We start from the raw sequence: 21,033 nt of genomic DNA, 5'->3' as shown, positions 1-21,033 counted from the left end.
GGCCACCTGAATGGTCGATTGGCCTCCTGCTTATGCGCGGGATTGGCTATCGGGGAGGCCAATGGGCGGCGTTACAGTAGCGCCATCCCCACTTCTCACCTTTTGGAGACAGCCATGCACAACCGTATCGAATGGGCCAAACAAGCACCCGAAGCCTACAAGGCCATGGTCGGCCTGGAGCAGGCCTTGGCCAAGAGCGGCCTGGAGAGTTCCCTGCTCGAGCTGGTGCGCCTGCGGGCTTCGCAGATCAACGGCTGCGCCTATTGCGTCAACCTGCATGCCAATGATGCGCGCCAGGCAGGTGAGACCGAAGCACGCTTGCAGACCTTGTGCGTGTGGCAGGAAACCACCTACTTCACCCCTCGCGAACGTGCCGCGCTGGCCTGGGTCGAGAGCCTGACCCGCTTGCCTGAACAGGGCGCGCCGCAAGGGCAATATGAAGCCCTGCAGGAACACTTCGCACCGGCCGAAGTGGTCAACCTGACCCTGGCGATTGCCACGATCAATGCCTGGAACCGGTTTGGTGTCGGGTTTGCCATGGTGCCGGCCTGATCGTTGATCGTTAGCCTGTGCGGGCCTCTTCGCGGGCACGCCCGCTCCCACAGGGACCTCGCCGAGCCTGAATCCGCTGCAGTACCTGTGGGAGCGGGCAAGCCCGCGAAAAGGCCAGTGCAGGTAACCGCTAACGCCCGGCCAGCCGCGCCCGGTAGCTCCCTGGGCTTTGCCCGGTCCATTTCTTGAACGCCCGGTGAAACGCACTGGGCTCCTGAAACCCCGCCTGTTCGGCGATTTCGGCAATACTCAACACCCCTTCACGCAAGCGCTCGAACGCCATCGCCCGGCGCACCTCGTCCTTGATCTGCTGGTACGACCGCCCCTCGCGCTCCAGCTGCCGCCGGAACGTACTGGCACTGACCCCCTGCTGCTGCGCCAGCGCCGTCAGCGTCGGCCACTGCCCATAGCACCGTGTGCGCAAGTGCCGATACACCTCGGCCACCAGCCCGTTCTGGTTACGAAAGCGAATCACCAGCCCTTGTGGCGCACTGCGCAGGAAGGTTTTCAAGGCGACCACATCCTGCACCACCGGCAAACGCAGGTAGGCGCTGTCGAACTCCACCTCGGTACGCCCGCTGCCCAGGCGCAGGTCCGGCCCCCACAGCAGCAGGTCGTCCTCCTGGGCCGGGCGCGCCACCGCCAACTCGGTGCGGTCGATGGCGATTCGCCGCCCGGCCAGCCAGCACAGCATGCCGATCATCAGTACCAGGTAGGTTTCTTCGGCATACACCCGGGTCAACGGGTCAGCAATGCTGGACTGCACACTGATCAGCGCCCGCCCGCCCCGTACCGTCAGGCTGCCGCGCAGGTCACGCAGAAACAGACCGAAGCCGGCCATGCACTGGCGCAAGGCCTTTTCCAGGTTGGGTTCAAGTATCAGGCCCCGGCAGATCAGGGCAAAACTGCCCAGCGGCATGCCATGGCTGTCGAGGCGGAAAAACTCGTCGTTCAGGCGCTGGATCATCGCCAGCCAAAGCTCGGCGAACGCCTTGGCCGGCACACGCGCCTGCGGCTGTTCAAGCAGCCGCGGGTCGATGCCCACCGCACGCAGTTGTGCGTCACGCTCGGCTGGGCTGTCGCGCAGGGCATGGAGCATGGCATTGAGAAAGTACACGGCGACCGAATCGCTATCGCGCATGGCGGTTTTCGCTGTCTATGCTGAGTGGCAAAAAGTGCCAGGTTGTATGAACAGTTCCGGCATAGGCTGAAACAGAGCCTTTGCCTAGACTCGATCCCACTCCGGGACCGCCGGCCATTCTCGCAGAGCCAGGCCCGGTCCCGCCATGCCTTCGCAATCGGAGCCCCTATGAGCAACGCAGAAATCTACGTCGTCAGTGCCGTCCGTTCAGCCATTGGTGGCTTTGGCGGCTCCCTCAAGGACCTGCCGCTGGCTGACCTTGCCAGCACCATTACCCGCGCCGCCATCGAGCGCTCCGGCCTGGCAGCCGAGCACGTCGGCCACCTGGTGATGGGTACGGTGATTCCGACCGAGCCACGTGACGCCTACCTGGCCCGCGTAGCGGCGATGAACGCCGGCATCCCCAAGGAAACCCCGGCGTTCAACGTCAACCGCCTGTGCGGCTCGGGCCTGCAGGCCATCGTTTCCGCAGCCCAAGGCCTGTTGCTGGGGGACACCGATGTGGCTGTAGCAGCCGGCGCCGAATCCATGAGCCGTGGCCCCTACCTGCTGGCACAGGCGCGCTGGGGCGCCCGCATGGGTGACATGCAAGGCATCGACTACACCGTCGGCGTGCTGCAGGACCCGTTCCAGCACTTCCATATGGGCATCACCGCCGAAAACGTCTCGGCCAAACACGGCATCACCCGCGAAATGCAGGACGAGTTGGCCCTTGCCAGCCAGCGCCGCGCCGCCCGTGCCATTGCCGAAGGCCGCTTCGACAGCCAGATCGTGCCGCTGGAACTGAAAACCCGTAAAGGCAGTGTGCAGTTCAGCGTCGACGAACATGTGCGTAGCGAAGTGACCGCCGAGCAGCTGGCCGGCATGAAACCGGTGTTCAAGAAAGACGGCACCGTCACCGCCGGCAACGCCAGCGGCATCAACGATGGCGCGGCCGGCCTGGTGCTGGCCACGGGTGATGCAGTGCGCCGCCTGGGCCTGAAACCACTGGCACGCCTGGTGGGTTACGCCCATGCCGGGGTCGAGCCCGAGCTGATGGGCCTGGGCCCGATCCCGGCCACCCGCAAGGTGCTGGAAAAGACTGGCCTGAACGTGCAGGACCTGGACGTGATCGAGTCCAACGAAGCGTTCGCCGCCCAGGCCTGCGCCGTGGCCCGTGAGCTGGGCTTCGACCCGGAAAAGGTAAACCCCAACGGTTCCGGCATCTCCCTGGGCCACCCGGTGGGCGCCACTGGCGCGATCATTGCCACCAAGGCCATCCATGAGCTGCAGCGCATCCAGGGCCGCTACGCGCTGGCGACCATGTGCATCGGTGGCGGCCAAGGCATTGCCGTGGTCTTCGAGCGCGTCTGAGGGAGACTGACACATGAGCATTGAACAGATCGCCGTGATCGGCGCCGGCACCATGGGCAACGGCATTGCCCAGGTGTGCGCGGTGGCCGGCTATCAGGTGCTGCTGGTGGACGTTTCCGACGCGGCGCTGGAGCGCGGCGTGGCCACCTTGAGCAAGAACCTCGAACGCCAGGTCAGCAAAGGCACCCTGGATGCGGACAAGGCAGCCGCCGCCAGGACCCGCATTCGCACCAGCACGGACTATACCCAGCTCAGCGCGGCGCAGCTGGTGATCGAAGCCGCCACTGAAAACCTGCAACTCAAGCAGCGCATTCTGCAGCAAGTGGCGGCCAACGTCGCCGCTGACTGCCTGATCGCCACCAACACTTCGTCGCTGTCGGTCACCCAACTGGCCGCCAGCATCGAGCACCCCGAGCGCTTCATAGGCGTGCACTTCTTCAACCCGGTGCCGATGATGGCGCTGGTGGAAATCATCCGTGGCCTGCAGACCAGCGACAGCACCTACGCCCAGGCGCTGGTGGTGACCGAAAAGGTCGGCAAGACACCGATCACCGCCGGTAACCGCCCGGGTTTCGTGGTCAACCGCATCCTGGTGCCAATGATCAACGAAGCCATCTTCGTACGCCAGGAAGGCCTGGCCAGCGCCGAAGACATCGACACCGGCATGCGCCTGGGTTGCAACCAGCCCATCGGCCCGCTGGCGCTGGCCGACCTGATTGGCCTGGACACGCTGCTGGCGATCATGGAGGCCTTCCATGAGGGCTTCAACGACAGCAAGTACCGCCCTGCCCCGCTGCTCAAGGAAATGGTCGCGGCCGGTTGGCTGGGGCGCAAGAGCGGCCGCGGTTTCTTCACCTACTGAGGACCATGCGCCATGCCCCCGGTCAATGCCGCAATGCGCTGTGCCAGCTTTGAAGAGCGACGTGACCAGGCCATGGCGCTGTTTGCCGAGAAGGGCTTTGGCCAGGTCAGCATGCGCGAACTGGCAGCCCATATCGGGCTGACGGCGGGCTCGCTCTACCATCATTTCCCCAGCAAGCAGGACCTGCTGTACGACTTGATCGAGGAGTTGTACGAGGAGCTACAGGCCACCCTGGACCAAGGCCGTCGGGCCATGGCCCGCGGGGCGTCGGCGCTGAGCTGCCTGATTGCGGCGCACTGGCAGTTGCATGCCGAGCGGCCCCTGCAGTTTCGGCTGGCCGAGCGGGATCTGTGCTGCCTGAGCGATGACCAGCGGGGGCGTTTAGCGTTGTTGCGTACGCGTTATGAGGCAGGGCTGCTGAGGCTGATCGCGCCACAGGCCAAGCTGCAGGGGGAAGCGTTGGTGGCGACGGCGCATGTGGTGGCGACGCTGCTGAACCAGTTGCCGGGAATGCTGAAGGCTCTGCCTGAAGAACAGGGGCTGGGGTTGATGGAGAGTATGTTGGTAGGCGGGTTGGAGCGAACACTTCGTTAGACACGGTCATTGTGGGAGCGGCCTTGTGTCGCGAAAGGGCTGCGTAGCAGCCCCAGCACTATCGGCTGCGGGCTGAAATCCTGGGGCCGCTTCGCGCCCCTTTCGCGACACAAGGCCGCTCCCACAGAAATAGCGCTTTACCTGCAAGCTTTCAGCGCAGCAGTGCCTGGATCTGCTCATGCAAGGTATCCAGGTCAAACGGCTTGGCCAGGATCGGTGCCTTGCGGGTGATCGGGCTGCCGGATTCGAGAATCTCCGCCGGGTAGCCGCTGATGAAGATCACCTTCAGGTCCGGCCGCAGCTTGACCGCAGGCTCGGCAATTTCCACCCCGGAGATCCCCCCGGGCAAGCGGAAGTCCGTCACCATCAGGTCCAGATGGGGTTTGCTGGCCAGAATCGCGAACGCCTGCTCGCCGTCTTCGGCCACCAGCACGTGATACCCCTCACCCGCCAGGTAATCACGCAAGATCATGCGAATCGCTGGTTCATCCTCGACGACCAGCACCACATCTTGTGCATCTTCACTCATGTTAACGCCTTGAAATACTTACAGTTGGCCATCAGACCCCAAGCTCATGCAGAGGTTGCCCGCGCCTGGTCGTTTTGTTGTTCATATGTTGCCAGCGGCAATTGCAAGGTGAAGGTGGCACCATGGCCCTCTTCACTTTCAACCTTTATGCAGCCGCCATGGGCGTGCACGATCTGTTCCGATATGTACAGCCCCAAACCCAACCCGCCACTGGCCTGTTGAGCGGCCACCCGCTCGAACTGCTGGAAAATACGCTGCTGGTTGGCCGCACCAATGCCGATACCCTGGTCCTGCACTTGCACGCATGCCACGCCGTCCTGCCTGAAAACACGGACCTGCACCGGCTTGCGTTCACCGTAACGCAAGGCATTGGACAACAGGTTGGCCACCACTTGTTCAATGCGAAATTCGTCCCACTCACCTTGCAGTGGCTCACAGCGTTGCAACTCGATATGCGTGTCCAACGCAGTGGCCTGGGCCGCAAAATTTTCCACCAGGCCACGTACCAGCTGGCTCAGGTCGAAGGCTTTGGGCCGCAGCGACAGCTTGCCGGTACGGATACGCGACACATCGAGCATGTCTTCGATCAGGCGGATCAGGCTGTTGATCTGCCGTTCGTCGCGCTCGACCATCGCCTGCAGCTTGTCGCCACTGAACGCCGCAAGGTTGCCACGGGCCAGGTGCAGCTTGCGCAGCTGGGTTTCCAGGATCAAGCCATTGAGCGGTGTGCGCACCTCGTGGGAAACGATCGACATGAAGTCATCACGCATCCGCACAGCGTGCTCCAGTTCACCGCGTGCGGCCTGTAGCTGGGCCAGCAGCAGCTCCTGCTCCTGGCGGCTGCGCTCCAGCGCCTGCAACTGGCGGTCGAGCACCTTGCGCTGGCGGTACAGGTCGACAAACACCGACACCTTGCTTTTCACTGCCATGGTGTCGAGCGGCTTGTGCAAGAAGTCCACCGCGCCACTTTCGTAGCCCTTGAAGGCGTAGTTCATCTCGCGCCCGGCAGCAGTGACGAACACGATGGGAATATTGCGTGTCTTTTCCGTGCCGCGCATCAGCTCGGCCAGCTCGAAACCGTTCATGCCCGGCATCTGCACATCGAGGATGGCCAGGGCGAACTCGTGTTCGAGCAACAGCGACAGCGCGGCTTCTGCAGACTGGGCCTGGTGCACCTCACGGTCTTCACCCTGGATCAGGGCGTCAAGGGCCAGCAGGTTCTCCGGAAGGTCATCGACGATCAGCAGTTTGGCGATGGTGTGGCTTAGCATGCGCTGGGTTCCAGGGCGGCGAGCAACTGCTCGATGCCACTCAAAGGAAGAATATGGTCAGGCTGGTGCAGGGCCAGGGCGGCCTCGGGCATCAGCGCAACCTGTGCGTCGCGAGGGTCCTGGACGATAGTCCGGCCGCCGCTGTTCTTGATGTAGGCAAGGCCTTCGGCACCGTCTTCATTGGCACCGGTCAGCAGCACGCCAAGCAGGCTGTCACCGTAGGCATCGGCCGCCGACATGAACAGGAAATCGATCGATGGCCGGGAAAAATGCACCGGTGGCTCCTGGCTCAACGACAAGGTGAAGTCGCGTTCTACCGACAAGTGGTAGCCAGGCGCGGCCACATAGACCTGGCCGGGCTCGACCGGTTGCTTGTCGCGTGCCTCGCACACCGGGCGCTGCAAACGCCGTTGCAGCACCTCGGCCAACTGGCTGTGGCGGTTATCCGGCAGATGCAGCACGCAGATGACCGGGATGCCGAAACCGATAGGCAACCCACCGAGCACGGTGAACAGTGCCGTCACCCCGCCCGCCGAAGCCCCGATCACTAACGCGCGCACGCCGTTCATGATTTGCGGTAGATCCGTTCAGGCTTCACCAGCGGCTCGAAATGGCCGCCGTAAGCCGAAAAGTCCACCGATTCCTTGCTGCCCAGCACCAGGAAGCCGCGGTGGCACAGCGACTCATGGAACAGGCCCAGGGCACGGTCCTGCAATGCTTTGTTGAAGTAGATGAGTACGTTGCGGCACGACACCAGCTGGGTCTCGGAAAACACACTGTCGGTGGCCAGGCTGTGGTCGGCGAAGGTCACGTTGTCGCGCAGGGTGCTGTCCATGATGGCGTTGCCATAGGCCGACGTGTAGTACTCGGAAAAGTCCCGGCGGCCACCGGCGATGCGGTAGTTTTCGGCATATTCACGCATGCTCTGCATCGAATAGATGCCCTGCTTGGCCTTGTCCAGCGAATGCGGGTTGATGTCGGTGGCATAGATGATGGTGCGCTCCAGCAGGCCTTCCTCGCGCAGCAGGATGGCCATGGAATACACCTCCTCGCCCGTGCTGCAGCCGGCAATCCACACCTTGATCGACGGCCAGGTGCGCAACAGCGGCACCACTTCGTTGCGCAGCGCCAGGAAATGCCCCGGGTCACGGAACATCTCGCTGACAGGAATCGTCAGGTACTGCAGCAACTGCATGAACATGCCCGGGTCGTGCAGCACGCGCTCCTGCAGCGCCGACACCGTAAGGCAGTCGAACTGGCGCAGCGCATGCAGGATCCGGCGCTTGATCGAAGCGCCGGAGTAATTGCGAAAATCGTAGCTGTACTTGAGGTAGATGGCCTCGATCAGCAAGCGGATTTCGATGTCGGTGTTACGTTCGCTAGTCAAATTCGCTCCAGTTGCGGCAGCCATACACGGATCAGCGAGAACAGGCGGTCCAGGTCGATCGGTTTGGCCAGGTAGTCATTGGCGCCCGCCTGCAGGCAACGCTGCTGGTCATCCTTCATGGCCTTGGCGGTCACGGCAATGATCGGCAGCTTGCGCCAGCGCGGTTGCTGGCGGATCAGGCGGGTGGCTTCGAAGCCGTCCATTTCCGGCATCATCACATCCATCAGCACCAGATCGATGTCATCATGCTGCTCCAGGCGCTCAATGGCCTCACGCCCATTACGGCCGATCTCGACGATCGCGCCCTTGTGCTCCAAGGCACTGGTGAGGGCAAAGATATTACGCACATCGTCGTCCACCAGCAGCACCTTGCGGCCTTCGAACACTTTGTCGCGGCTACGCGCTGTCTTGAGCATGCGCTGGCGTTCGTTGGACAACTGCGACTCGACTTTGTGCAGGAACAGCGTTACTTCGTCCAGCAGGCGCTCCGGCGAGCGTGCGCCCTTGATGATGATCGAACGCGAATACTTGAGCAGGTCGGCTTCTTCTTCGCGGGTCAGGTTGCGACCGGTATACACGATCACCGGCGGGAAAGACCGGATATCCTCGGCGGTCATGCGCTTGAGCAGCTCGTTGCCGAGCATGTCGGGCAGCTTGAGGTCGATGATCATGCAGTCGTAGATGTTCTCGCGCAGCAGTTCCAGGGCATCCTGGGCCATCGCCACGGCAGTAATTTCCACATCGTCGTCGCCAATCAGCAGGGCAATGCTCTCGCGCTGCAAGTCGTCGTCTTCCACCAGCAGGATGTGCTTGAGCTTTTGCGTCAGCTTGGCCTCCAGGCGGGCGAACACTTCTTTCAGTTCTTCGCGGCTGGTGGGTTTGACGGCATAGCCGATGGCGCCCATGTGCATGGCGGCCTCGACCCGGTCCTCGACAGAAATGATATGCACGGGAATATGCCGGGTGCCGGCCTGCTCTTTCAGGCGTTGCAGCACGGTCAGGCCGGAATGGTCGGGCAGGCGCATGTCCAGCAGGATTGCATCGGGAATGTACTGGGCAGCCAGCTCGAAGCCTTCGTCTGCGCCCTGTGCCACCAGGCAGCTGTAACCCAGTTCGTGGGCCAGGTCGAACAGAATGCGGGCAAAGTTTGGCTCGTCCTCGATCACCAGGATGCAGCGGTTGCCGAACGGCGCACGCTCGCGGTCGTCGTCAAACGCCAGCAGCGGGCGTTTCGGGGCTGCCAGCACCGGCACCTGCGGTGCCGGAGGTAGGGTGTCGACTGCCGGGCGCAGGCTGAGCGGTTCGATGTCCTGCCCGGCACGCTCGAAGCGTTCGGGCAGGATCAGGCTGAACACGCTGCCTTGGCCGGGGCTGCTGTCGACGCTGATCTGCCCGCCGAGCAGATGCGCCAGGTCGCGGGAGATCGACAAGCCCAGGCCGGTGCCGCCATAGCGGCGGTTGCTGGTGCCATCCACCTGGTGGAAAGCGCCGAAAATCGCCTGCTGCTGGTCGGCGGCGATGCCGATGCCGGTATCGCGCACGGCAAAGACAATGCCTGTGCCGGGCTGGTAGCCGATGTTCAGGCTGACCCGGCCCCGTTCGGTAAACTTGATGGCGTTGGACAACAGGTTCTTGAGGATCTGCTCCAGGCGCTGGCGGTCGGTGAACAAGGTGGCCGGCACGTTCGGTTCGGCAGTTACCTCAAAAGCCAGGCCCTTGTGACCCGCCAACGGCTCGAACATACCGCGCAGGCCCTCGACCAGTCGCTCCACCTGAGTGCTTTCCGGGCGCACTTCAAGCTTGCCGGCCTCGACCTTGGCGATGTCGAGAATGTCGTTGATCAGGTTGAGCAGGTCATTGCCCGCCGAATAGATCGAGTCAGCGAACTTGACCTGCTCGTCGCTAAGGTTGCCCTCGGCGTTCTCAGATAGCAGCTTGGCCAGGATCAGCGAGCTGTTCAGCGGCGTTCGCAGTTCGTGGGACATGTTGGCCAGGAACTCGGACTTGTACTTGCTGGAGCGTTGCAGCTCGTCGGCACGCGCCTGCAGTTCATCCTGGGCCTGCATCAGCTCGTCGTTCTTGCGGTCCAGTGCCTCGGTGCGCTCGGACAACTGCTCATTGGTCTGCTCAAGTTCCGCCTGCTGGGTTTCAAGGTAGGCTTGCGACTCCTTGAGCACACGGGACTGTTCTTCCAGCTCTTCGTTGGCGGTTTTCAGCTCTTCCTGCTGCACTTGCAGCTCTTCGTTCAGTTGCTGGGTCTCGGCCAGCACTTCCTGCAGACGCTGGCGGTAGCGGGCGCTTTCGATGGAAATGCCGAGGTTGCCGCCCAGGCGCTCCATCATTTCGTGATCACGCGCCCCCAGGGGGCGCAGGAAGCCCAGTTCAACCACACCGTTGATATGGCCGTCGTCCGTTGCCGGCATCAGCAGGGCATTGCGTGGCAGGCCGCTGCCCAGGCCGGAACTCATGCGGTAATAGTCTTCAGGCAGGTCCTCAAGGCATAGCAGACGACCTTCGCGTACAGCCTGAGCCAACAAGCCGTCATGATCGCCTTTCACTTGCGCCCGTGCCTGTTCTTCAGCATCCAGACCATAAGTGGCCACCCGCACCAGCCGCCCGTGCTCGTCACGCACATAGACCGCCCCCACCACGCTGCCCAGGTACCTGGCAAAGAAGCGCAGTATGTTGTCACCCAGCATGGGCAGCGTCAGTTGGCCCAACACCTGCTCGGCCAGTTGGGTCTGGCCATTGCGCAACCAGGCCTGATGCTCCAGGCGCTCGGCCGCGCGCTGCTGTGCCTTGAAGTTTTCTTCGTAATTATTCGACAACGCCAGCAGGTCGCGTCGGCCCAGGTAAGCCAGCAAGGCGCTGAGGCCAACAATCAACAGCACGAATACCGATATAGCGGTAACAGTGACGCTACTGACCTTTTCGTTACGGGCCATGCGCAGTTGCTGTTCAGTGCCGATAAGGGCGTCGAACTCCTTGCGCACTTCATCAGTCAGGCGCTTGCCCCGGCCATTGCCGACCGACGCCTGGTAGTCGCCCTGGCTGCGGCGCAGGGCAATCATCTCGCTGCCGAAATTGTTCCAGGCTTGCTGCAAGGCAATCAGACGGTCGATGCGGTCAACCTGCTGCGGGTTGTCCGCGACCATGCCTCGCAAGCTTTGCAGGCTGCCCAGAATACGCGGCTTGGCTACCTCGTAGGGGTCGAGAAAACCCTCATCGCCAGTGATCAGGAAGCCGCGCATGCCGGTTTCCATGTCGATCGACAGCTTGACCGTCTCGTTGGCATTGCCGATGACCCGGTCGGTGTGTTCGACCCACTGCATGGCTGACAGCAGGTAGTTGATCACCGCGACAAATGCCACGGCCCCCAACAGGCCTACGCCCAGAGGCAGGCCGACGTTTCGGCTCAACAGCTTGCGAAAGCTACGTTGGTCCATCGAGGCTGTTTGAATCATGTGAGAAGGCCCAAGCAAGAAAAGTCCATTGAAAAGCGTGGCGGATCAATTGTTGTCGTTATCTGCCACTGCGCCGTCCTGATAAGCGAGTCTAACCAGCTTTGCCGGGTCTGGCAGGGCATTTAGCCAGTATTTGAAGGTAGTGTGCGCCAATCGTTCCATCTGATTGCACGTATCGGTATCCTCGGGAACTTCTGCTGCCATGCGGTGCACAGATTAAAGACATTCATTGCACAGGACCCGAACCATGCACCTTCTGGTAGTCGAAGACGACGACATCGTTCGTATGCTGATGGTCGAAGTGCTCGACGAGCTGGGCTACACGGTCATCGAGGCAGAAAATGCGACAGCCGCCCTGCGGGTGCTCGAAGACCCAAGCCAGACACTGGCACTGATGATGACCGATGTGGGCTTGCCGGACATGCGCGGCGAAGAGCTGGCGAGCAAGGCGCGTGAATTGCGCCCGCTGCTGCCAGTGCTGTTCGCCAGTGGTTATGCCGACAGCCTCAATGTGCCCGAGGGCATGCACATGATCGGCAAGCCGTTCAGTATCGACCAGTTGCGGGACAAAGTGGTGGCCATTCTGGGCCAGGCTTGAAACTTGTATTGGCTGTGCCGGCCTCTTCGCGGGTAAACCCCACAGAACTGCACATCACTTACTGATTTAGCAGGGACCCTGTGGGAGCGGGCATGCCCGCGAACACCGGCGCAGCCGGTGCCATGCAACGCGTTGGATTCTTCGCGGCGGTTCGACGCCTCGACGCGCCCGCTCCCACAGGGATCGCACAGATTGAAGGTTTGTGCACTTGCTGTGTGGGTTTACCCGCGAAGGCAATACACTTCACAGCTCCCGGCGCAAAAGGTAGGTATCCATGATCCACCCCTTGCGCCGCCGCTCCCGCTCACGCACTTGCAGAATCTGCGCCTTGACCGCCTGTAACGGCCCGGCAATCAGCACTTCATCTTCGGTCCCCAGGTAAGCGCCCCAGTAAATCATCAACGCCGGGTCATCAAGCTGGGCAAACGCACACTGCCCGTCGAGCATCACCACCACATTGTCGACCTGCCCCTGCCCGGCCAGGCGCCGCCCTGGCAGTACGCTCAGTGGCTCACCAACGCGGTTGAGCGGCACCTGATGACGCGCCGCCAGCGCCTGCACGCTGCTGATACCCGGGACAACCCGCAGACGCAGCGCCACGCCGCGTTCGCGGACCAGGTCGAGAATGCGCAGGGTGCTGTCGTACAGGGTGGGCTCGCCCCACAGCAGAAAGGCGCCGGTTTCCCCGTCGCCGATTTCCTCCTCGATCAATTGGGCATACAGCCCGGCGCGCTGCCTGTGCCAGTCCTGCACCGCACCCAGGTAGTCATCCGCCCGGCCATCGCGCAAGGGGTCGGCCACCTGCACCAGGCGATATCCACCCTCGGGGCGGTAGCGTTGCAGAATAGCTTTGCGCAGGCGTACCAGCTCATCCTTGTCGCTGCCCTTGTCGAGCACGAAGAACACGCAGGCGCTACGCAGCGCGTCGACTGCCTCATAGGTGATCTGGCGCGGGTCACCCGGGCCGATACCGATCAACAACAGGTCTTTCATTGCCGTGCCCTTTCCGGGAACCAGCAACCATTGTCAGGCGGCTGCCGGTATTTGGCAAAGCGACGGCTTAGAAGATCGAGAAGTTGTAGCTGACAATAACCCGCGTTTCATCCATGTCGCGAGCCCACTTTTCGTAGTTACTGCGGTAAGTGGAATTACGCAGCCGCACACTGACATCCTTGAACGTGCCACTTTGCACCTGGTACTTGAACTCGGTGTCGCGCTCCCACTCTTTGCCTTGGGCCGTGCTGCCCGGCACCTTGATGTTGTCACCGTTGATATAACGGGTGAAGAAGGTCAGCCCAGGCACACCCAGTGCCTTGAAGTCATAGTCATAACGCACCTGCCAGGAACGCTCCTGTGCAGCGGCAAAATCGTTGACCTGGGCATAGTTCACCAGGTAGGGGTTACTGCCATCCAGATAGGGCATGGCGCTGTCGCCATACATGCGCTGCCAGCCGGCACTGACCTTGTGGCCGCCCAGGCTATAGCCGAGCATTGCGCTGAAGGCACGATGGTCGATTTCGCCGGCGCGGGCATTGCCGATGTCATCACTCTTGATCAGGCGCAGGTCGGCAGACACGCTACCCACCGCCAATGGCTGGCTGGCCACCAGGCCAAGGAAGTGCTGGCGATAGATATTCTCGAGCTTCGCCACCTGGTACTGGGCAGTGAGCCGCTCGTTGAAACGGTAATCGACACCGGCCAGGTCAAAGTGATCAGCCTCGATATCGCAGGCATAGCGCTTGTTCTTGCAATGCACGCGGATGTCCTGGCGGTCGGTGGAGTCGCGTGCGGTGTACTTGTCCAGGCGGGCCAGGGTGAACCTGAAGTCGCGCAACTCCTCGGAGGTAAGCATGGCGCCATGGAACATGGTGGGCAGCAGGCGACCGTCGTTGTACTTGAGCAACGGTACATCCGGCATCATCGAGCCGTACTTGAGCACGGTACTGGACACCTTGACCTTGGCCGCCAGCCCCATCTTCGCGTACTGGTCGGCCGAATGCCGCGGATCGTGGCCTGAAGACGGCAGCAAGCCGCTGTTACTGTCCGCCGGGCTGGAGTCGAGCTTGAAGCCGAACATGCCCAGGGCGTCAACACCAAAACCCACCGGCCCCTGGGTATAACCCGACTGTACATTCAGGATAAAACCTTGCGCCCACTCTTCCCGCTTGGACGCGCCCTGAGTGGAACTGGTGTGGCCGTCACGAAAGTCCCGGTTGAAATAGACATTGCGTGCTTCAACCTTGGCACTGCTGTCTTCAAGAAAACCGGCGGCCTGGGCATTGGCGCCGGCACACAACAGGAACAAGCCGGCAACACGACGCCCGCAGGCGTGAGGAGATGGGGGAAACATGGCGGGAAACATCCAGAATCAAAGGCGAATTAACACACTGTGGCACGCACTGGCCACGGTACTGCGACACGGCCGAACAATCGCCGGCCATTATCTGAAATGATCGCGCAAAGGCTCTGCAACGGGCCATTGGACCATGGTCTAAACGTAGCGAAAGGCAACCGCCAAAAAATCGGAAACTACCGCGCGCAAAACTAGGAAAGTTCCCGCCTTACTTACAAAAGTTTGCAGTTTACCCAGTAGCAATGAATGACTACACTCGATATCAGCGAACAGCGGAACCCACCCGCGTGGCTGGCGTTTTATGTGTATTCAATGTTCGTCACGCCCTGCCACGACCGACGTACAGGAGTGATTACAGTGTCCAGACTTGCAGAGTTTCGTGCTGCCGAAAAAGCGCTCCAGGAGCAGATGGCGCAACTGGAAGCCTTGAAAAAGGATGCCGGCCTCAAACGCGAAATCGAATTCGAGCAGAAACTAGTCGGCCTGATGAAAAGCTATGACAAGAGCCTGCGCGATATCATCGCCATCCTCGACCCCAAAGCCGTAACCAAGGTTGCCAACACCCCGCCCAAGCAAACGCGCCGCCCGCGCGTGGTAAAGGTGTATCAGAACCCGCACACAGGCGAGCGAATCGAGACCAAAGGCGGCAACCACCGTGGCCTCAAGGCCTGGAAGGAGCAGTACGGGGCCGCCACGGTTGAAAGCTGGGTGCGCTGATGAAACGTCAACGCCCGCTTCACACTTTTTTCACAAGGGCTGGCTCAGTATCGAGGCAGCTAAAGGACTAGCGACCCCACGCGCCCGCACATGCGGGCCTCTAATTCCAGCGCCCTGCCTCGTGCAGGGCGCTTTCATTTGCGCTATCGGCGCACTGCCGTATCATGGCCAGCCTGTCTGTTTTGCCGGCGCCCTGCGCCCGGCCCCGTCTCAGGAGTTCCCATGAGCCTGCACGATCTGCAAACCCTGCCTGGCGTCACTGCCCAGCCGGACACCGCCACCGCCCAGTTCGTTTTCAACCACACCATGCTGCGGGTCAAGGACATCGAGAAGTCGCTGGACTTCTACACCCGCGTGCTGGGCTTCCGCCTGGTGGACAAGCGCGACTTCCCCGAAGCCGCCTTCAGCCTGTACTTCCTGGCGCTGGTCGACCCGGCGCAAATCCCGGCCGGTGACGCCGAACGCCACCAGTGGATGAAGTCGATCCCTGGCGTGCTGGAGCTGACCCACAACCACGGCACCGAAAACGATGCCGAATTTGCCTACCACAACGGCAACACCGACCCGCGTGGCTTTGGTCACATCTGCATTTCGGTGCCGGACGTACGCGCCGCCTGTGCCCGCTTCGAAGCACTGGACGTACCGTTCCAGAAACGCCTGCAGGACGGGCGCATGAACCACCTGGCCTTCGTCAAGGACCCGGACGGTTACTGGGTGGAAGTGATCCAGCCAACCGAGCTGAAAGGCTAAGCGTTCGTCGTCGTTCGCTCGTCGGGCCGGGAACTCCCGGCCCCTTGCTGTGGTATATGAAGGTAACTGCTTCACATGCCACAGCGAGGTAAGGACGATGCAATCTCTTCACTGTGAATACCGCAAGCACACCATCACTGCCAGCGTGATGCCCCACCCCGACTCCCCCCTGCCCTATGCCGCCGGCTGCCTGATCACCGCCCCTGACGGGCATACCAGCAGGCGCATGTCGATGCCGATGAAGTTCTTCTCAGACCTTGAAAATGCGCAGCACGTGTCGCTGGCCCATGGCCGGGCTTTGGTGGATCAGCAGCTGGACGAAGGGCACAAGGTGTTCTGACCCCTCGGCAGCCTGTAGTGGCCTCTTCGCGGGCAAGCCCGCTCCCACAGGTACTGCACAGATTTCAGGTTGTGTGAGTTTCCTGTGGGAGCGGGCTTGCCCGCGAAGAGGCCGGTACAGAAAACATCAGATATCCCGGGCGTACGCCACCGCCGCATCCACTTGCTCCCGCGTCGGCCGCACCCCGGTATACAGCACAAACTGCTCCAGCGCCTGCAAGGCAATCACCTCCAACCCGGTAATGACCGGCTTGCCCAATGCCTGCGCCCGGCGGATCAGCGGCGTCTGCGCCGGCATCGCCACCACATCGAACACCCGCTCCGCCGCCGCAATGGCATGTTCGGAAAACGCCAGTTCCTCAGCCTGCGGCCCCCCCGCCATCCCGATGGGCGTCACGTTCACCAGCATTGGCGGGCAGATATCTCCCAGCTCAGGCAGCCAGCGGTAGCCACACACGTCCGCCAGCTGCCGCCCGGCCTGCTCGTTGCGCGCAACGATGATGCCTTCGGTAAACCCTGCGTCGCGCAAGGCACTGGCCACGGCCTTGGCCATGCCGCCACTTCCCCGCAGCGCAAAGGCGGTGCCAGGGTCAACCTGATGCTGCGCCAGCAACTGACGCACGGCCAGGTAATCGGTGTTGTAGGCCTTCAGGTGGCCATCAGCATTGACCAGGGTATTGACCGACTCGATGGCCGCCGCCGACGGGTCGATTTCGTCGACCAAGGCCATGCAGGCCTCCTTGTACGGCATCGACACGCCGCACCCGCGGATCCCCAATGCACGGATACCTGCCACTGCTGCTGGCAAGTCATCGGTGCGCATCGCCTTGTAGTAGAAGTCCAGGCCCAGCTGTTGGTACAGGTGGTTGTGAAAACGCACGCCGAAGGTGCCAGGGCGGCCAGCCAGGGAGATGCACAGGACAGTGTCCCTGCTTGGAGTTGTCGACATAACCTGCTCCTTTGTCATAACTGAAACGTTTGTGCAGCGTAACAGAGGCAACCACTGGTCGTCCCTTACACAACCTTTACCGTTCCCCTGTGCTCAGCTGACGAAGACCGGAGTCATAGTAGTAAGGCCCCGAACGTGGGGTTTTCCTGCGAGGTTGTTTTATGAACCGTCTCATTCCCGGAATCGCCCTGCTGGTCGGTGCCCTGGCTATCAGCGGGCCTGCTGCCGCCCACGGCGGCCATGGTGGCGGTGGTTGGTATGGCCCGGGCCCGCTGCTAGGCGCGGCGGTGGTCGGCGCTGTAGTCGGGGCGACAGTGTATGGCGGGCGTGACCGTACCGTTTATGTCGAACGCCAGCCGGTCTATTACGGGCCCCCACCGGTGTACGTGCAACCGCCACCACAGCCGGTGTACTACCAGCCGTACTACGCGCCTGCGCCACCGCCCCCGGGTTACCGCACCTACTACGGCCCGCCGCCGGTGTACTACGGCCCACCGCGTTGGTAACGGTTGATAGAACTAATGACCACTATCGAGGAAGTTGATTTCAAACCGCCCAGGCTGCTGCGTATGGTAGAGCCATGTTTCACAGGAGGTCCCCATGGCCACTATCCAGATCATGTCCGTTGTCGGCAGCGCCGTCCCCACTTCACTGCGTGAGCAGGGCCTGCTGGCGTGCTGGTACCTGGTACGTAACGGCGAAGCTGTAAGCGGCCCGATGCCAACCCTCGCCTCGGCGCAAGCCCTGGTTGAACAGCTGCAACCAGGCACCCTCGTCGCCTGACCCGAATTTGTTGTGCGTTGCTCCCTACGCCCTTATGGCCCACCGACATGGTGGGCTTTTTTTTGCCTGTAGCCGCAGCTTCAGCGTTGGGCGCCTGGGCCCAGTCGGCTACTCAGCGCCATGACCCTGCCTTGCAGCCGCCCTACCGTCAGCACCAGCCTGTTACGTTCTTTCGCCAACTCGTCGGCTTTGGCCTCTGCTTCCCGGCGGGCATCCCGTTCCATGTCCAAAAGCTCGGTCAGGCGGCGAATGACGGCAACATCTGCATTGTCCATCGCGCGCTCAGTCGCATCCCTGGACAACCACTTGCGCAGCCACAGAAACGCACCTAGCAACACAGTGCCCGTACCGCTCAGCCAAGTGACTGTGCCCGGGCCGAGGTCGGTCGGATCCATGTGAACCTCATTACGGATGATGATGTGATGACCCGGGAGAAAAATGTCTCGCCGGCTTTTCTTGTTTGCAGATTTAATTTAGCCTAGCGCTAATTTAATCTCAAGAATCAATTTAGCCATGAGCATATTTAGCAGCAAGCTAAACACTGGCATGCTTTGCCCCATGGACATCTACGACATTCGCAAGCACAACCTGGTCAAGTTGATCGGCAGCCAGAGAAAGGGGTCCTGCGCAGAGCGCTGGGGGATGGCGCCTGCCCACCTGAGCCAGATCCTTTCGGACAAGACCGCAAAAAACCTGGGCGATGACGTGGCCCGCCGAATCGAAGGTATCGAAGGCCTGCCACGTGGGTGGTTCGATGCACTGTCGGCAATTGACCCGGTGCAGATGCCGGTCGAAGCCGGCGACGGCAAACTCTCTGCGGCCGATCTGGTCAAGCAGATGCTGGCCAGAAGCGGCAAAGGCATCCCGGAAGAAACCCGGCAACGGTTGCTGGCCGCTGCTGAAGAACCGCAGGGTGTCACGCTGATGGAGGCCGAGCATGGCCGCCCTGGCCTGGTGGGTGACGAAGTGTGGATTGCCCACTATGACGTGCGGGCCGCCATGGGCGGTGGCCAGATCCCCCACGATTACCCGGAAATGTTCAAGGACGTTCGGGTCAGCCCCAGCCATCTTCGCGAACTGGGCGTGGAATTCACTGAACACCACCACCTGAAGATGGTGACCGGCTGGGGCCAGTCGATGGAGCCGACCATCAGGCACCGCGACCCGCTGATCGTGGACGTGAGCATCCGCGATTTCGTGGGCGACGGGATCTACTTCTTTTCCTGGGGTGATCACATCTACATCAAGCGGCTGCAAATCGCGGATGAGGACCACTTCGAAATGATCTCCGACAACTCACGGCACAAGGACCGCATGATTCGCCGCGAAGAAACCTACATTCAGGCCAGGGTGCTGCTGGTCTGGAACGCACACCTGGTTTAACGCCGCAGCCCGCCATCCCGGCGGGCTTTTCATGGTGCTCAGAAAGGCGCCGCTTCTTCGATCTCCTCCTTGCCGTCCTGCTCGACGATGAAGTCGTCGCGCGCCTCCACACTGCTGCGCGCCCAACGCACGGTAACGCTCTCGTCATCATTGAACGTAAGGTCCAACCCGGACGTTTCGGACAAAAGGCCCATCACCTCTTCCCACTCCGCATCACCGTCGGTATCCAGGCGATGCACCACAACCCAGCGCTGGGTTTGCGCCAGCGGGTGGTTGATCATCGACGACACCCGCAGGCTAAGTCGTTCTATCCCGGTCATTGCCAGGTGCTGCTGAGGGGCTGACTGCATGTGCATAGACATATTCTCATCCTGATAGCTGTATATTCGTACAGTACTCGCAGAAAGCTTATCTCACCGCCAAATCCAGCGTAAAGCCCCGCCGCTGAAAATTTTCGCCAGCAGGTAATTTCGCACAAAGCGAAATTTATTTAGCTGAAGGCTATTGACCAATATTTAGCTTGTCGCTAATTTTTATCTGGCAGGCGCCAACACGGCTGCCAGAGCACCCCAACCCCTGCATTGTGTGAGGAGTTCTCATGACCGTAGACATCAGCAACCTCATTATCGCCACGCCCGTAGCCGTATCCTCGACCAACCCGGTAGCGCTCGAACTGAACGGTACCCAGGCCATTGCCCGGTATCCGAGCATCGTGAAGGTGCTCAGCGACGGTTCTGTCCAGTTTTCCGCCCCCACCAAAGGCGCTTCAAGCAAAAGCACCCGCAGGACCCGCTGTGAATGGACGGAAACTGAAGACTGGAACCTGGACAGCGCTCAGGACCACTGGAATTACCAAACCATGACGCTGACCAAGGTCAATTCGGCGCAAAAGGTGGTTATTGCCCAGATGCACGTACGCGGGGACGATAGCCCGCCGGTAAAAGTGTTCTGGAACAAGGGCAACATCACCCTGGGGTTTCGGCGCAGCTACAACCAGGCCGACCCGGTGAACTCGACAGTGCTCAAAGGGGTGCCGCTGGGGGGCAGGTTCATCGTCAGCATCCACACCACGTCTGATGGCGTGGTCAATGTTGCGGCCAAATACAATGGTGTATCCGGCGTTTCAGGTGACTTGCAGCTCGACAGCACCTGGGCATCACGCCTGTTTGAATTCCACGGCGGCATCTACAACCAGGTGGACTACACCGATGCAACACCGGCCGACGAAGGCTCGACCTGCATCATCAGCGAACTGTCGCTGATCCACCGCTGAGCTACGCAAGCCCGAAAGGCACCCCGGTGCCCTACCCATCACGGGTTGCACCGGGATCGCCGTGACACGCCACGCCAGTGATTCGTCTCGATGAGTCATATTGTTGCCTTCCCGCTCCCAGACTAATAATTAACTGTCTGCCTGGGGAGGCGCGAAACATGCAACCAAGATTCGTTATCGTTCCTGCCGTGCCAGTGGAAGGCGAGTCCTTCCGCATCGGCAATCGGTTCTATGCCGCTACCACTTCGGGCGGCTTCGATATCTACGACAACCAGGAGAAGCAACGGCTCAAGCGCGGCTTTATCAACAAGTCCGAGGCAGCGGCGGCGTGCACGTCGATGAACGATGAATCACGCAACCCAAAAGCGCTGTTTCCCATTTTGCGTACAGATTGATTCTGGGCAGATCAATTCACCATCCTCAGGAACATGGCCACGTCAGGTGGCCATGGCGAACCCGTATCGAAAGCACTGAGCACCCGGATTGTATGCGGAGCTGTGTCGAGCCTTGACGGCGTTGTACAACGTTTTGTACCATCTGCCGCATTGCTGAGTACAGCAATAACTGTCGGCCTTTCAAGACCTTTTCGGTGTATTGGCCGATGTGTATGTAGCAGGAGCACATCACAGGTCACCCAGGCAGTCCAAGACGTGGGTAAAAGACCATTAGAGACACCTTCCTCGTAAACCTTGCCATTGCAGGTTCGATCGAGGGTTATTGGCTGGCAAGTAAGCA

At 61.2% G+C, this 21,033-nt stretch carries 24 protein-coding genes; 13 read left to right on the top strand and 11 right to left on the bottom strand.

The genetic code is table 11. From position 1 onward, the window contains the following. The first annotated feature begins 114 nt into the window (after positions 1-114). Positions 115-552 (top strand): carboxymuconolactone decarboxylase family protein, encoded by a 438-nt coding sequence (locus ACIQUI_RS19665; RefSeq protein ID WP_403201795.1) that lies wholly within the window; start codon positions 115-117, stop codon positions 550-552. 130 nt (positions 553-682) lie between these two features. Here the strand turns inward: ACIQUI_RS19665 and ACIQUI_RS19660 are convergent, their stop codons facing one another. Then, positions 683-1,693 (bottom strand): AraC family transcriptional regulator ligand-binding domain-containing protein, encoded by a 1,011-nt coding sequence (locus ACIQUI_RS19660; RefSeq protein WP_403201792.1) that lies wholly within the window; start codon positions 1,691-1,693, stop codon positions 683-685. A 168-nt stretch (positions 1,694-1,861) separates the two neighbouring features. Here ACIQUI_RS19660 and ACIQUI_RS19655 point away from each other — a divergent pair, with 168 nt between their 5' ends. The 3 genes from ACIQUI_RS19655 to ACIQUI_RS19645 are packed head-to-tail and all read left to right on the top strand — an operon-like array spanning position 1,862 to position 4,502. Beyond that, the gene (locus ACIQUI_RS19655) at positions 1,862-3,046 is read left to right on the top strand and encodes an acetyl-CoA C-acyltransferase family protein (protein WP_403201790.1); all 1,185 of its coding nucleotides are present in this window, start codon (positions 1,862-1,864) and stop codon (positions 3,044-3,046) included. Between the two features lie 13 nt (positions 3,047-3,059). After that, a complete protein-coding gene (locus tag ACIQUI_RS19650; RefSeq protein WP_403201787.1) occupies positions 3,060-3,908 on the top strand; it encodes a 3-hydroxybutyryl-CoA dehydrogenase in 849 nt (282 codons plus the stop codon). 12 nt (positions 3,909-3,920) lie between these two features. Continuing rightward, positions 3,921-4,502 (top strand): TetR/AcrR family transcriptional regulator, encoded by a 582-nt coding sequence (locus ACIQUI_RS19645; protein ID WP_403201784.1) that lies wholly within the window; start codon positions 3,921-3,923, stop codon positions 4,500-4,502. Positions 4,503-4,653: 151 nt separating this feature from the next. On the opposite strand, the gene ACIQUI_RS19640 is transcribed toward ACIQUI_RS19645, so the two are convergent. From ACIQUI_RS19640 to ACIQUI_RS19620, 5 genes are read right to left on the bottom strand one after another with little or no spacing between them, the layout of a single operon-like run. Then, the gene (locus ACIQUI_RS19640) at positions 4,654-5,031 is read right to left on the bottom strand and encodes a response regulator (protein WP_009686481.1); all 378 of its coding nucleotides are present in this window, start codon (positions 5,029-5,031) and stop codon (positions 4,654-4,656) included. A 44-nt stretch (positions 5,032-5,075) separates the two neighbouring features. Continuing rightward, complete coding sequence (locus tag ACIQUI_RS19635) at positions 5,076-6,302, bottom strand: ATP-binding protein (protein WP_403201782.1); 1,227 nt, start codon at positions 6,300-6,302, stop codon at positions 5,076-5,078. Further along, the gene (locus tag ACIQUI_RS19630) at positions 6,296-6,871 is read right to left on the bottom strand and encodes a chemotaxis protein CheB (protein ID WP_403201779.1); all 576 of its coding nucleotides are present in this window, start codon (positions 6,869-6,871) and stop codon (positions 6,296-6,298) included. Before ACIQUI_RS19630 ends, ACIQUI_RS19635 begins: the two co-directional genes overlap by 7 nt. Further along, a complete protein-coding gene (locus ACIQUI_RS19625; protein WP_403201776.1) occupies positions 6,868-7,689 on the bottom strand; it encodes a CheR family methyltransferase in 822 nt (273 codons plus the stop codon). The genes ACIQUI_RS19630 and ACIQUI_RS19625 overlap by 4 nt, the downstream gene beginning before the upstream one ends. Next, a complete protein-coding gene (locus ACIQUI_RS19620) occupies positions 7,686-11,153 on the bottom strand; it encodes a response regulator (protein ID WP_403201774.1) in 3,468 nt (1,155 codons plus the stop codon). Before ACIQUI_RS19620 ends, ACIQUI_RS19625 begins: the two co-directional genes overlap by 4 nt. Before the next feature lie 247 nt (positions 11,154-11,400). On the opposite strand from ACIQUI_RS19620, the gene ACIQUI_RS19615 reads away from it, so the two are divergent. Continuing rightward, positions 11,401-11,751, top strand: coding sequence for a response regulator (locus ACIQUI_RS19615; RefSeq protein ID WP_403201771.1), 351 nt, complete (start codon positions 11,401-11,403; stop codon positions 11,749-11,751). Positions 11,752-11,994: 243 nt separating this feature from the next. Here the strand turns inward: ACIQUI_RS19615 and cobF are convergent, their stop codons facing one another. Next, positions 11,995-12,744 (bottom strand): precorrin-6A synthase (deacetylating), encoded by a 750-nt coding sequence (gene cobF / locus ACIQUI_RS19610; protein ID WP_403201769.1) that lies wholly within the window; start codon positions 12,742-12,744, stop codon positions 11,995-11,997. Between the two features lie 67 nt (positions 12,745-12,811). After that, positions 12,812-14,101 carry an OprD family porin gene (locus tag ACIQUI_RS19605; protein ID WP_403201767.1) on the bottom strand — a complete coding sequence of 430 codons (1,290 nt, stop codon included), beginning with the start codon at positions 14,099-14,101 and terminating at the stop codon, positions 12,812-12,814. A gap of 360 nt (positions 14,102-14,461) precedes the next feature. Between ACIQUI_RS19605 and ACIQUI_RS19600 the strand changes: the two genes are divergently transcribed. From ACIQUI_RS19600 to ACIQUI_RS19590, 3 genes are all read left to right on the top strand, one after another. Continuing rightward, entirely contained in the window at positions 14,462-14,821 is a 360-nt protein-coding gene (locus tag ACIQUI_RS19600) for a histone-like nucleoid-structuring protein, MvaT/MvaU family (protein ID WP_403201764.1), read from the top strand. Positions 14,822-15,043: 222 nt separating this feature from the next. Then, complete coding sequence (gene gloA / locus ACIQUI_RS19595) at positions 15,044-15,571, top strand: lactoylglutathione lyase (RefSeq protein ID WP_403201761.1); 528 nt, start codon at positions 15,044-15,046, stop codon at positions 15,569-15,571. A 97-nt stretch (positions 15,572-15,668) separates the two neighbouring features. After that, on the top strand, positions 15,669-15,911 hold the full coding sequence (locus tag ACIQUI_RS19590; protein WP_019099472.1) for a hypothetical protein: 243 nt from the start codon (positions 15,669-15,671) through the stop codon (positions 15,909-15,911). Positions 15,912-16,037: 126 nt separating this feature from the next. Here the strand turns inward: ACIQUI_RS19590 and ACIQUI_RS19585 are convergent, their stop codons facing one another. Next, the gene (locus ACIQUI_RS19585; RefSeq protein WP_403201759.1) at positions 16,038-16,859 is read right to left on the bottom strand and encodes a shikimate 5-dehydrogenase; all 822 of its coding nucleotides are present in this window, start codon (positions 16,857-16,859) and stop codon (positions 16,038-16,040) included. A 161-nt stretch (positions 16,860-17,020) separates the two neighbouring features. On the opposite strand from ACIQUI_RS19585, the gene ACIQUI_RS19580 reads away from it, so the two are divergent. Together ACIQUI_RS19580 and ACIQUI_RS19575 are read left to right on the top strand one after the other, a co-directional pair. Next, positions 17,021-17,365, top strand: coding sequence for a hypothetical protein (locus ACIQUI_RS19580; RefSeq protein ID WP_403201758.1), 345 nt, complete (start codon positions 17,021-17,023; stop codon positions 17,363-17,365). Between the two features lie 94 nt (positions 17,366-17,459). After that, a complete protein-coding gene (locus ACIQUI_RS19575) occupies positions 17,460-17,642 on the top strand; it encodes a hypothetical protein (RefSeq protein ID WP_028613209.1) in 183 nt (60 codons plus the stop codon). A gap of 80 nt (positions 17,643-17,722) precedes the next feature. On the opposite strand, the gene ACIQUI_RS19570 is transcribed toward ACIQUI_RS19575, so the two are convergent. Next, positions 17,723-18,037 carry a chemotaxis protein gene (locus tag ACIQUI_RS19570; RefSeq protein ID WP_403201756.1) on the bottom strand — a complete coding sequence of 105 codons (315 nt, stop codon included), beginning with the start codon at positions 18,035-18,037 and terminating at the stop codon, positions 17,723-17,725. A 163-nt stretch (positions 18,038-18,200) separates the two neighbouring features. Between ACIQUI_RS19570 and ACIQUI_RS19565 the strand changes: the two genes are divergently transcribed. After that, a complete protein-coding gene (locus ACIQUI_RS19565; protein WP_403201753.1) occupies positions 18,201-19,025 on the top strand; it encodes a helix-turn-helix transcriptional regulator in 825 nt (274 codons plus the stop codon). A gap of 38 nt (positions 19,026-19,063) precedes the next feature. Here the strand turns inward: ACIQUI_RS19565 and ACIQUI_RS19560 are convergent, their stop codons facing one another. Beyond that, positions 19,064-19,387, bottom strand: coding sequence for a DUF1654 domain-containing protein (locus ACIQUI_RS19560; protein ID WP_403201750.1), 324 nt, complete (start codon positions 19,385-19,387; stop codon positions 19,064-19,066). A gap of 236 nt (positions 19,388-19,623) precedes the next feature. On the opposite strand from ACIQUI_RS19560, the gene ACIQUI_RS19555 reads away from it, so the two are divergent. Beyond that, on the top strand, positions 19,624-20,298 hold the full coding sequence (locus ACIQUI_RS19555) for a polysaccharide lyase family 7 protein (protein WP_403201748.1): 675 nt from the start codon (positions 19,624-19,626) through the stop codon (positions 20,296-20,298). 158 nt (positions 20,299-20,456) lie between these two features. Continuing rightward, the gene (locus tag ACIQUI_RS19550; protein WP_403201745.1) at positions 20,457-20,693 is read left to right on the top strand and encodes an Arm DNA-binding domain-containing protein; all 237 of its coding nucleotides are present in this window, start codon (positions 20,457-20,459) and stop codon (positions 20,691-20,693) included. Positions 20,694-21,033 lie beyond the last annotated feature (340 nt).

The sequence above is a fragment of the Pseudomonas sp. NPDC090592 genome (assembly GCF_044769185.1).
GTDB lineage: Bacteria > Pseudomonadota > Gammaproteobacteria > Pseudomonadales > Pseudomonadaceae > Aquipseudomonas.
Note: the sequence above shows the minus strand (reverse complement) of the source record. Positions and strands in the feature narration are given on the sequence as shown.

Excerpts from the sequence above, each read along its gene's own strand:
- ACIQUI_RS19665 (WP_403201795.1), top strand. The coding sequence starts at position 115 with ATGCACAACCGTATCGAATGGGCCAAACAAGCACCCGAAGCCTACAAG.
- ACIQUI_RS19660 (WP_403201792.1), bottom strand. The coding sequence starts at position 1,693 with ATGCGCGATAGCGATTCGGTCGCCGTGTACTTTCTCAATGCCATGCTC.
- ACIQUI_RS19655 (WP_403201790.1), top strand. The coding sequence starts at position 1,862 with ATGAGCAACGCAGAAATCTACGTCGTCAGTGCCGTCCGTTCAGCCATT.
- ACIQUI_RS19650 (WP_403201787.1), top strand. The coding sequence starts at position 3,060 with ATGAGCATTGAACAGATCGCCGTGATCGGCGCCGGCACCATGGGCAAC.
- ACIQUI_RS19645 (WP_403201784.1), top strand. The coding sequence starts at position 3,921 with ATGCCCCCGGTCAATGCCGCAATGCGCTGTGCCAGCTTTGAAGAGCGA.
- ACIQUI_RS19640 (WP_009686481.1), bottom strand. The coding sequence starts at position 5,031 with ATGAGTGAAGATGCACAAGATGTGGTGCTGGTCGTCGAGGATGAACCA.
- ACIQUI_RS19635 (WP_403201782.1), bottom strand. The coding sequence starts at position 6,302 with ATGCTAAGCCACACCATCGCCAAACTGCTGATCGTCGATGACCTTCCG.
- ACIQUI_RS19630 (WP_403201779.1), bottom strand. The coding sequence starts at position 6,871 with ATGAACGGCGTGCGCGCGTTAGTGATCGGGGCTTCGGCGGGCGGGGTG.
- ACIQUI_RS19620 (WP_403201774.1), bottom strand. The coding sequence starts at position 11,153 with ATGATTCAAACAGCCTCGATGGACCAACGTAGCTTTCGCAAGCTGTTG.
- ACIQUI_RS19615 (WP_403201771.1), top strand. The coding sequence starts at position 11,401 with ATGCACCTTCTGGTAGTCGAAGACGACGACATCGTTCGTATGCTGATG.
- cobF (WP_403201769.1), bottom strand. The coding sequence starts at position 12,744 with ATGAAAGACCTGTTGTTGATCGGTATCGGCCCGGGTGACCCGCGCCAG.
- ACIQUI_RS19605 (WP_403201767.1), bottom strand. The coding sequence starts at position 14,101 with ATGTTTCCCCCATCTCCTCACGCCTGCGGGCGTCGTGTTGCCGGCTTG.
- gloA (WP_403201761.1), top strand. The coding sequence starts at position 15,044 with ATGAGCCTGCACGATCTGCAAACCCTGCCTGGCGTCACTGCCCAGCCG.
- ACIQUI_RS19590 (WP_019099472.1), top strand. The coding sequence starts at position 15,669 with ATGCAATCTCTTCACTGTGAATACCGCAAGCACACCATCACTGCCAGC.
- ACIQUI_RS19585 (WP_403201759.1), bottom strand. The coding sequence starts at position 16,859 with ATGTCGACAACTCCAAGCAGGGACACTGTCCTGTGCATCTCCCTGGCT.
- ACIQUI_RS19580 (WP_403201758.1), top strand. The coding sequence starts at position 17,021 with ATGAACCGTCTCATTCCCGGAATCGCCCTGCTGGTCGGTGCCCTGGCT.
- ACIQUI_RS19575 (WP_028613209.1), top strand. The coding sequence starts at position 17,460 with ATGGCCACTATCCAGATCATGTCCGTTGTCGGCAGCGCCGTCCCCACT.
- ACIQUI_RS19570 (WP_403201756.1), bottom strand. The coding sequence starts at position 18,037 with ATGGATCCGACCGACCTCGGCCCGGGCACAGTCACTTGGCTGAGCGGT.
- ACIQUI_RS19565 (WP_403201753.1), top strand. The coding sequence starts at position 18,201 with ATGGACATCTACGACATTCGCAAGCACAACCTGGTCAAGTTGATCGGC.
- ACIQUI_RS19560 (WP_403201750.1), bottom strand. The coding sequence starts at position 19,387 with ATGTCTATGCACATGCAGTCAGCCCCTCAGCAGCACCTGGCAATGACC.
- ACIQUI_RS19555 (WP_403201748.1), top strand. The coding sequence starts at position 19,624 with ATGACCGTAGACATCAGCAACCTCATTATCGCCACGCCCGTAGCCGTA.
- ACIQUI_RS19550 (WP_403201745.1), top strand. The coding sequence starts at position 20,457 with ATGCAACCAAGATTCGTTATCGTTCCTGCCGTGCCAGTGGAAGGCGAG.